Source organism: Streptomyces sp. NPDC050617, from assembly GCF_040654795.1.
Taxonomy (GTDB): Bacteria; Actinomycetota; Actinomycetes; order Streptomycetales; family Streptomycetaceae; genus Streptomyces.
In genome coordinates this window covers 20,389-29,605 of record NZ_JBFAIS010000052.1, presented here as the reverse complement: position 1 = coordinate 29,605, position 9,217 = coordinate 20,389, and the positions used below count along the sequence as shown (strand labels likewise).

7 protein-coding genes are annotated in these 9,217 nt (G+C 72.0%); 2 read left to right on the top strand and 5 right to left on the bottom strand.

Going from position 1 to position 9,217, the window contains the following annotated elements; translation table 11 throughout:
- Positions 1-153: 153 nt before the first annotated feature.
- Both AB0I49_RS37325 and AB0I49_RS37320 read right to left on the bottom strand, forming a co-directional pair.
- Positions 154-1,221 (bottom strand): MBL fold metallo-hydrolase, encoded by a 1,068-nt coding sequence (locus AB0I49_RS37325; RefSeq protein ID WP_363231677.1) that lies wholly within the window; start codon positions 1,219-1,221, stop codon positions 154-156.
- Between the two features lie 99 nt (positions 1,222-1,320).
- Entirely contained in the window at positions 1,321-1,902 is a 582-nt protein-coding gene (locus AB0I49_RS37320) for a TetR/AcrR family transcriptional regulator (RefSeq protein WP_363231676.1), read from the bottom strand.
- Between the two features lie 161 nt (positions 1,903-2,063).
- Between AB0I49_RS37320 and AB0I49_RS37315 the strand changes: the two genes are divergently transcribed.
- Positions 2,064-2,525: a nuclear transport factor 2 family protein gene (locus AB0I49_RS37315; RefSeq protein ID WP_363231675.1), complete on the top strand. Its 462-nt coding sequence runs from the start codon at positions 2,064-2,066 to the stop codon at positions 2,523-2,525.
- A 35-nt stretch (positions 2,526-2,560) separates the two neighbouring features.
- Positions 2,561-3,478, top strand: a complete 918-nt coding sequence (locus AB0I49_RS37310; RefSeq protein WP_363231674.1) for an NAD(P)H-binding protein — start codon at positions 2,561-2,563, stop codon at positions 3,476-3,478.
- A 30-nt stretch (positions 3,479-3,508) separates the two neighbouring features.
- Here AB0I49_RS37310 and AB0I49_RS37305 read toward each other — a convergent pair whose 3' ends face one another.
- Genes AB0I49_RS37305 through AB0I49_RS37295 form a run of 3 tightly spaced genes read right to left on the bottom strand, consistent with a single transcriptional unit; the run spans position 3,509 to position 9,200 of the window.
- The gene (locus AB0I49_RS37305; protein ID WP_363231673.1) at positions 3,509-4,048 is read right to left on the bottom strand and encodes a DUF1697 domain-containing protein; all 540 of its coding nucleotides are present in this window, start codon (positions 4,046-4,048) and stop codon (positions 3,509-3,511) included.
- On the bottom strand, positions 4,045-6,177 hold the full coding sequence (locus AB0I49_RS37300) for a hypothetical protein (protein ID WP_363231672.1): 2,133 nt from the start codon (positions 6,175-6,177) through the stop codon (positions 4,045-4,047). Before AB0I49_RS37300 ends, AB0I49_RS37305 begins: the two co-directional genes overlap by 4 nt.
- 8 nt (positions 6,178-6,185) lie before the next feature.
- Positions 6,186-9,200, bottom strand: a complete 3,015-nt coding sequence (locus AB0I49_RS37295; protein ID WP_363231671.1) for a glycoside hydrolase family 38 C-terminal domain-containing protein — start codon at positions 9,198-9,200, stop codon at positions 6,186-6,188.
- Positions 9,201-9,217: the final 17 nt, after the last annotated feature.

The following is a 9,217-nucleotide window of genomic DNA, read 5'->3' as shown; positions in this document are numbered from 1 at the left end:
CGCCCCGGGCCCCGGCGCGCCCGCTGCCGGCCGCCCCGGCGCGGAACCCCCCCATCCCCGCCCCCTCCCCACCGGCGTCCCTCACCCCCGCCGCCCCCCACGCGCGCCACGCCCGCCCGGGGGGGGGGCCCGCGGAAGGCGCCCGGCGAGCTGTCAGGAAGCGCCCTGCGGGTCGTCCTGCGCCGCCCGGCCCTGGTGAGGGAGGCGGCCAGAGAGGTCCGCTGCCGCCGGCAGCGCCCCGCGTTCGGCGGCGATCTCCGCCATCATCGTCAGCAGTTCCAGGGCTTCCCCCGGCGCCGGGGCGCCCACCTCGCGGTACACGGCGGCGACCGCCGTCACCACGCGCTCGGCCAACGGCCACTCGGCATAGGCGTCGAGCGGGATCGTGCGGGCCGCGGTCTCCAGCGGGACCCCCGCCGCCGCGGCGCGCGCGGCCTCCTCGTGGAGGTAGCGGAAATAGTCGCGGAAACGAGCCAGGTCGGCGCGGGACGCGAGCCGCCCGTGGCCGGGCACGAACGTGTGCGCGCCGGTCGCCAGCAGGCGGTCGATCGCGTCGGCCCACCCGAGGACCGGACCCGCCCACACCACCGGGTGGTCGTCCTGGAAGAGGATGTCCCCGCAGAAGACCGTGGACGCGTCCGGGACATGGACGACCACGTCGCCGCCGGTGTGCGCCGGGCCGACGTTCAGCAGCTCGACGTCGATGTCGCCGACGCGCAGCTCCAGCCGGTCCTCGAACGTACGGGTCGGCGGGGTGAAGTCGATGCCGGAGAAGTCGAAGCAGCCGAAGTGGTGCGTGAAGTACGCGCCGCCCGGACCGGGCGGGGGGTTCTGCTGGAGCTGCGGGTAGGCGGCCGGCGGCACCTCGTGGCCGATACCGGCGGCGTTGGCCTCCGAGGTGATGATCTCGGCGTCCGGGAAGAGCTGGTTGCCGTGGCAGTGGTCGCCGTTGAGGTGGGTGTTGACCACGGTGGTTATGCGCGTGCCGGGAGCGGCGTCCGCGGCGGCGGCGCGCAGGCGCCGCGTCAGGGGGAGCGTGTAGAAGGTGTCGACGAGCAGCGCCTCGCCGCGGCTCGCGACGAGCCCCGCGTTGGACCAGCCCCAGGAGCCGTCGCCCTGGATGAAGGCGAAGACGCCCGGGGCGATGGTCTCGGTCCGCAGCGGCTGCCCGGGGTCGGCGGGGCCGTCGTGCGCTGTGTCGTTCGTCTCTGAGTCTGCCATGACCTGATCATGGTCGACGGGGTGCCGCGGACGCCAACCCGCCGACGGCGGCCGAAGTCAACTTCCCTGTGTTTGCTGCCTGTTGGGGTGGAGCGGGGCTCAGGGCGAGGAGGTCAATACGGCGCGGGCGAGCGCGGTGAGCCCGGAGCGGATGTCGGCCGGGGACCTGCCCGTGGCGGTGAGGTGCTCGATGAGGTCGCTCCGTACGGCCGCCAGCAGGGCGTGGGCGAGGAAGTCGGCGTCCCGCTCGCCGCGGGCCTCGGTCAGCAGGCCGGTGAGCTGGGCGTGCCAGGGTCCGTAGGTCTCGCTCAGGTACGGGCTGCCGCTGCCCGCGTTCTCCAGGGTGAGCATCAAGAGGCGGTTGTCCAGCTTGAAGCGGAGGAGGGTGTCGAGGAGCGCGAGGGCGCGTTCGTCGGCCGTGCCGTCGGGGCCGGGCGGCGGGGGGTTCGTCGAGATGTCGGCCCGCAGGGCTTCGGAGCGCCGCGCGACCAGGGCCTTGATCAGGCCGACGCGATCGCCGAACCGGCGGAAGAGCGTGCCCTTGCCGACCCCGGCCGCCGCGGCGATGTCGTCCATGGACACCTCGCAGTCGCCGCGCTCGGCGAACAGCCGGTCGGCGGCGGCGAGTACCGCCTCGCGGTTGCGGGCGGCGTCGGCCCGCTCCTTGCGTGCGGGGGGCATGGCTCCTCCTGAAAGCGGCCCCGCGCCGTCGGGGCTGACAACGGCGCGTACCGCCGGGACTAGATATCCGGACCGGCGGTCCGTATAGTTATCCGGACCGGCGGTCCGAATCTTATCGCGGGCCACTCCATCGCGGATCTCCTTGTCGAGAGGAACACACCATGACGCACCCCACTCCCACTCCCGACCCCACCCCCTCCGCGGTCTTTCGGCACGGACTGGACCTCTTGGCCGCGGGCGACATCGATGCCTGGGTCGCCCTCTGGGACGAGGACGGGGTCTGCGAGTTCCCCTTCGCCCCGCGCGGCGCCCCGCGCCGGCTGGACGGTAAGGAAGCCGTACGCGCCTACATGGCCGCCTACCCGGACCTCGTGGACATCGCGGGCTTCCCGTACGTCGAGGTGCACCGGAGCGAGAACCCCGAGGTGATCATCGTCGAGATGCGCGCCGAGGGGCGCGTCGTGGCGACCGGCCGCCCGTACGAGATGACCTACATCGTGGTCGCCACCGTGAAGAACGGCCTCTTCACCCACTACCGCGACTACTGGAACCCCCTCGTCGCCGCCGAGATGACCGGCGGCCGTGACGCGCCGTGGGCCGGCGCCCCGTCCTCGGCCGCGTAGCGGTGACCCACGTCCACGTCCCCCAGGAGCACACCATGCAGACGACTGACGACACCTTCCTGGTGACCGGCGGCACCGGCAACACCGGCCGCCGCGTCGCCGCCCGGCTGGCCGGGCTCGGCCACCGCGTGCGCGCCGGGAGCAGACGGCCCGCGGCGGGGCGGGCGGCCCCCGGCGTCGAGCACGCCCGCTTCGACTGGGAGGACACCTCGACCCATGCTCCGGCCCTCGCCGGCGCCCGGGGTGTCTACCTCGTTCCGCCCACCGCCGCCTCGGACCCGGCGGCGCCCATGCTCCCGTTCCTGCGCACGGCGCGGAGCCTGGGCGTCCGCCGCGTCGTCCTCCTCAGCTCCTCCGCGATCCCCGAAGCCGACAACGGCGATGGCGACGGCGATGGCGACGGCGATGGCGACGGCGATGGCAACGGCCTCGGCGCGGTGCACCGGGCCGTACGCGAGGAGTTCCCGGAGTGGGCCGTGCTCCAGCCGTCGTGGTTCATGCAGAACTTCACCGGCGACCACATCCACGCCCACAGCATCCGCGCCGACGACGAGATCGTGACGGCCACCGGTGACGGCCGCGTCGGATTCGTCGACGCCGAGGACATCGCCGAAGTCGGCGTACGGGCCCTCACCGACGCGCGCCCGCACAACACCGCGCACCTCATCACCGGCCCCGAGGCGCTCAGTTACGCGGACGTCGCCGCCACCGTCTCCGGCCTCGCGGGCCGGCCGGTGCGCCACCGCGCCATCGGCTACGAGGCCATGCGCGAGCGGCTGACGGCCTCCGGCGTTCCGGAGCGATTCGCGGGCCTGCTCGCGGACATGGACCGGGCCATTTCCGAGGGCGCGGAGGACCGCACCAGCCCCACTGTCGAACGCGTCACCGGCCGCCCGCCCCGCGCCTTCGCCGCCCACGCGGCGGCCAACGCCGCGGCGTGGGAACGGAACTGACGGCCTGTAGGCCTGTTGCCTGACGGGACGTCACACAGCCGCCAGCTCCGCGAGCCTCAGCACCGTGTTCCAGTTGCGGGCCGTAGCCGTCATACCGAAGCGCCGGTCGTTCAGCAGCGGTGCCAGCCTCGCCTTGTGCACGCCCGCGGGAAAGTGGGAGTACACCTCGCGCTTCCCCGCGGCGAACTCCTCCGGCGCGTACGCCGCCGGGTCGATCCCCTCCAGCCGGGCCGCGTCCAGCGGCCCGGCCAGGAAGGTCACCAGGAAACGTGACGGATCGAGCCCCGTCACGTCGAAGGGGTTCTCGTCGATGACGCGCCGCAGGTCGCCGCCCTCCCGCACCACGCAGGGGACGGCGAACCCCAGCTCACCGGCGATGGCCTGCTCCAGCTCCGCCGTCAGCCGCTCCTCATCCGAGGCAGGGTGGGTGAAGACGGCGTTGCCGCTGTTGAGGTGCGTCCGCACCGACCCGCACCCCATCCCCGTCAGCAGCTCCCGCAGCGTCGCCATCGGCACCCGCTTGTGCTTGCCCACATTGATGCCGCGCAGCAGGCCCACGTAAGTCGTCATCCGCTCACGCTAGCTCCTGCCCACGACAGTCGGGCCGTGGCCGGAGCGGAGCGCGTGCCGTCCGGGGCGACCGCCACGAGCTGGAGCGTCGTGGACCGCTCACGGCCCGCGCGCTTCAGCGACTTGACGTAGAAGACCTCGTCGTAGATCCGGCCGAGCGACTCATGGCCGCCGTCACCCCCGAGCCGGGAGACGTCGTAGTACCAGATCCCCGACTCGGCCATCCGCCAGGACAGGAACACCTCGGCCGAGCCGCCCGCGACATGCGCGGCGTCGACCGTGAATCCGGTCGGCCGGTCCACTCGCAGGGGCCGGCCGCCCGCGAGCAGCGCCAGCTCGCCGACGTTCAAGGCGTACGAGCCCTGGTGGGCGGCGGAGACCCGCAGGCCGATCGCGGCGATCGTCCGGCCCCGGAAGCGGCCGAGGTGGAGGGAGTGGGTGTGCCAGTCGTGCGGGCCCGCCTTGGGGACGCGCAGCCATACGAATTCCTCGGGGGAGTCCTCGAAGATCAGTCCGGCCTCCAGGACGCTCGCCGGCCCGGACCGCCCCACCTTGTACGTCAGGCGCAGCGACTCGCCGCCGCCCACCACGAGCCGCGTCTTGAAGAGGCGGACGGTCGTCGGGTTGGCGGGTCCCAGCTCGCCGGAGATCTTCAGGGAGGAGCCGCCGTCGTACGCCGTCGTGTAGTCGTAGTCGACGCTCAGCGGAGTCCCCGGGCTCGTCGCCCAGAACTGCCAGGTGGGCAGGACGTCCTGGACGCTCGCGTTGTTCCACTGCGCGCCGCTCGCCCGCTTGCCGCCGACATAGAAGGCGCGCCCGTGACCGGTGTTGAAGCGGGTGACGAAGGGGAACGAGCCGATGACCGACCGCTCGGTCATGTAATGGGCGACGCCGTCCCACTTCTTCGGGTTGTTCTCGTCCCGCCCCTTGCCGTCGTCCTCGTCCGGCCACGGCACGTACTCGGTGCGGCCGGTGCGCGTCGGGTCCTCGTTCGGGCCGGACCAGTACTGCCGCTCGCGCCGGAAGACCCCTGCCTGCGCGTCAGGGTCCTCCCGGTCCGGATACCGGTCCCACGCGAAGTGCGAGCCGAACAGTGCCCAGCTGGTACGGGCCGGCTGCCCCTCCGGGAAGATCAGCCGGGTGTCGTACGGCGGGTTGAAGCCGTACTTTTCGTTCTCTGTGCCGAGAAATGCGACCTTGTACGGGTCCAGGCCCAGCTTCTTCGCCGTCTCCCGCGACGTGGCGACCCGCTCCTCGTTCCACGCGTAGTTGGCGAAGAGACTGTTCATCACCGAGGTGTCGCCGTCCTGAATCCACGGCGCGTTACGGCTGTTGAGCTGATTCTGGTACGACAGCCGGCCATTGACCATGATCGTGTCGTACCACTGGAGATGGAATCCGGCCGGAGCCTTCGACCGAAGATACTTGAGCATCTTCATCAGCCCGGCCGCGTCCTGCTCCGAAATGGTGGCTTCCTGGTTGATGAAATAACCGTCGAAGCCGAAATACCCGGCCATCTCGATCAGCTTGTCCGCCACCGGGAACGACCCGTCCGCGCGCTGCTCCAGATAGTCCGAGAACGCGCCGTCACGCGGCCAGAACCAGCACCCCAGCGACCGCACGCCATTGCGGTGCGCCGCGTCCGTATAAGCGGGGTTGGGCAGATTGATCAGACCGTGCACCGGCTTGTCGACGGGCGAGCCCGCGATGGGCATGCCGTGCCACGAACCGTACAGATCGCTGTACTGCCAGAAACGCAGCAGCCGGCGCGCGAAGGTGTCGTTGTATTTGAAAGCGGTGAAAAAGGAATTGTCGTAGTCGAACGACAGATTCATCAGCTGCGGGGCCGTCGCCAGCTTCGGATTCGCCTGGGTCGCGGCGAACGGCGCGATGCGCTCGGCCAGCGGCACCCGCGAACGCAGATACCGCGCGTGCGGATCGCTCTCGGGGGACCACCGCTTGAGGGCCGCCGCGTCGTAGCCGTGCATGAACGGCTGGTGCGGCGCCCGGTCCGGGGCCGGCGGCCCGTCCGCCGCGGCAGCCGCCGCGGCGAACGGGCCCGCCTGCCCGGCGAGGCCGACGGTGACGCCGGCCGCACCGAGCATGGCGATGAACGCTCTGCGTTCCATCGAGTGGGTCACTCCTTCACAAGGCGCAGCGTCGCGATCTCGAACGGACGCAGGGACAGGGAGATCTCGCCGTCCACCGCCTCGGCCTCGGCGGTCGGACGCTCCAGCAGGTCGCAGTACGCGGCCGAGGCCAGCGCGAAGCCGGCGGTGAGCTTGGTACGGGCCCGGCCGCCGCGCGACTCGTACAGCCGCACCACGACATCGCCGCTGCCGTCGTCCGCGAGCTTCACCGCCGTCACCACCACGGCGTCGTCGGCCACCGTCACCAGCGGCGCCACCTGCGCGTCGCCCGGCACCCGGCGCTCCGGCAGGTTCACGCGGTAGCCCTCGCGCACCGCGTCGCCGATCGACGCGCCGGGCACCAGCGCGTACCGGAAGCGGTGCACGCCCTGGTCGGTGCGCGGGTCGGGGAAGCGCGGGGCGCGCAGCAGGGAGAGCCGCACCGTGGTGGTCGTGCCCGTGTCGCTCTCGCGCACGGCGCGCGTCACGTCGTAGCCGTACGTCGAGTCGTTGACGACGGCCACGCCCCAGCCCGGCTCCTCCACGTGCACGAAGCGGTGCTGGCACGCCTCGAACTTCGCCGCGTCCCAGCTGGTGTTGGTGTGCGTCGCCCGGTACAGGTGGCCGAACTGCGTCTCCGCCGCCGTCCGGTCCGCGTGCACGTCCAGCGGGAAGGCCGTCTTGAGGAACTTCTCCGTCTCGTGCCAGTCCACCTCGGTGTCGATGTCCAGGCGCCGCTCGCCGGCCGGGAGGGTCAGCAGCTGCTCGACGCGGGACTCGCCGAAGGCCCGCACGACCCGCACGGAGCCCCCGTCCACCAGCTCCACCGACTCGACGTCGGTGAGGTCGGTGACGGTGTTCCGGTAGAAGTGGTCGACGTCCCAGGCGTCCCACATGTTCGGGAAGTCGGGGTGCAGCTGGAGGAGGTTGGCGGCCTCGCCCGGCGCGATCGTCTCCCGCTCCGCCACCAGGTCGTACGCCGAGACGACGAGCCCGCGGCCGTCCACGACGACCCGCAGCAGCCCGTTCTCCAGCACGAAGGAGCCGTCCTCGCGCGCCTCGGCCGACACCGGCCGGCCGCTGTCGGCGGCCACCGCCGCGGCGCCCGCCGCGACCCCGGCACGGGCGTGCGGGGCTGCGTTGAAGACCACGGACGTGCCGGAGGCCGCGTCGCCGGCGAGGGCCGTCTGCGCCGCCTCGATGATCTCGGTGAGCTCCGCGCCGATCGCCGCGTACCGCTCCGCCGCCTCGCGGTGCACCCACGCGATCGAGGTGCCCGGCAGGATGTCGTGGAACTGGAGCAGCAGCACGGCCTTCCACAGCCGGTCCAGCCGCTCGTACGGGTAGGCGAACCCGGCCCGCACCGCGGCCGTCGCCGCCCACAGCTCCGCCTCGCGCAGCAGGTGCTCGGAGCGCCGGTTGCCCTGCTTCGTCTTCGCCTGGCTGGTCAGCGTCGCCCGGTGCAGCTCCAGGTAGAGCTCACCGACCCACACCGGGGCGTGCTGGTACTCCGCGTGCGCCTTCTCGAAGAACTCCGAGGGCTTCTCGAAGACGACCTTCGCCGAACCCTCCAGGTCCTTCAGGCGCTTGGCGCGCGCCAGCATCTCGCGGGTCGTGCCGCCGCCGCCGTCGCCCCAGCCGGTCGGCGCGAGCGAACGCGTCGCCGAGCCCTTCTCCTGGAAGTTGGCGACCGCGTGCGCGACCTCCTTGCCCGACAGTTGCGCGTTGTACGTGTCCATCGGCGGGAAGTGCGTGAAGACGCGGGTGCCGTCCAGCCCCTCCCACCAGAAGGTGTGGTGCGGGAACTTGTTGGTCTGGCTCCACGAGATCTTCTGCGTCAGGAACCACTTGGCGCCCGCCTGCTTGACGATCTGCGGCAGCGACGCCGAGTAGCCGAAGGTGTCCGGCAGCCAGACCTCCTGCGGCTCGATCCCGAACTCGTCCATGAAGAACCGCTTGCCGTGCACGAACTGCCGGGCCAGCGCCTCCGAGCCGGGCATGTTGGTGTCCGACTCCACCCACATGCCGCCGACCGGCACGAACCGGCCCTCGGCCACGGCCTTCTTGACCTTGGCGTAGACCTCCGGCCGGTGCTCCTTGATCCACGCGAACTGCTGGGCCTGCGACATCGCGTAGACGAACTCCGGCTCGTCCTCCAGCAGCGCCGTCATGTTCGACGTCGTACGGGCCACCTTGCGGACCGTCTCGCGCAGCGGCCACAGCCACGCCGAGTCGATGTGCGCGTGGCCGATCGCGCTGATCCGGTGCGCGGAGGCGTGCGCCGGGGCGGACAGCACCTCCGTCAGCTCCTCGCGGGCGCGCGCGGCCGTGCCGCCCACGTCCTGGAGGTCCACGGCGTCCAGCGCCCGCTCCACGGCCCGCAGGATCTCCCAGCGGCGCGGCGAGTCGGTGGACAGCTCGGCCATCAGCTCGCCCAGCACCTCCAGGTCCTGGACGAGCTCCCACACGGCGTCGTCGAAGACCGCGAGGTCCATCCGGGCCAGCTTGTACTGCGGCTCGCTGCCCGCGGTCTCCTTGTCGCCGAGCTCGGTGGGGAGGAAGGGGTGGTAGTCGAGCAGCACGGGGTTGGAGGCCGCCTCGATGTGCAGCTCCACCTTCTCGCCGCCCTCGGCCGGGGCCCCGATCCGCACCCACTGGTTGCGCGGGTTCAGGCCCTTGACCGGGGTGCCGTCGGGCCGGTAGATCAGCCCCTCGCACTGGAAGCCGGGCATGTTCTCGTCGAAGCCGAGGTCGAGCACGGCCTCCACGGTCCGTCCCGCCCACTCGGCGGGCACGGTCCCGGTGACGGTGAACCAGCTGGTGCCCCACGGCGGACCCCAGGGGGCGCCCACCTCGATCGGCGTACGGGCGGCGGCGATCCCCTCCTCGACGGGTACGGGCTCGCCGGGCGCGTTCCACACGCCGACGGTCAGCGGCACCGACTCGGGGTAGAGGGCGGGGCGGATGCGCTCGTCGAGGACCCGCTTGAGGCGGGCTTCGGTGACGGAACGGTCGTTGTGCATGGAAAAGATTCCTTAGC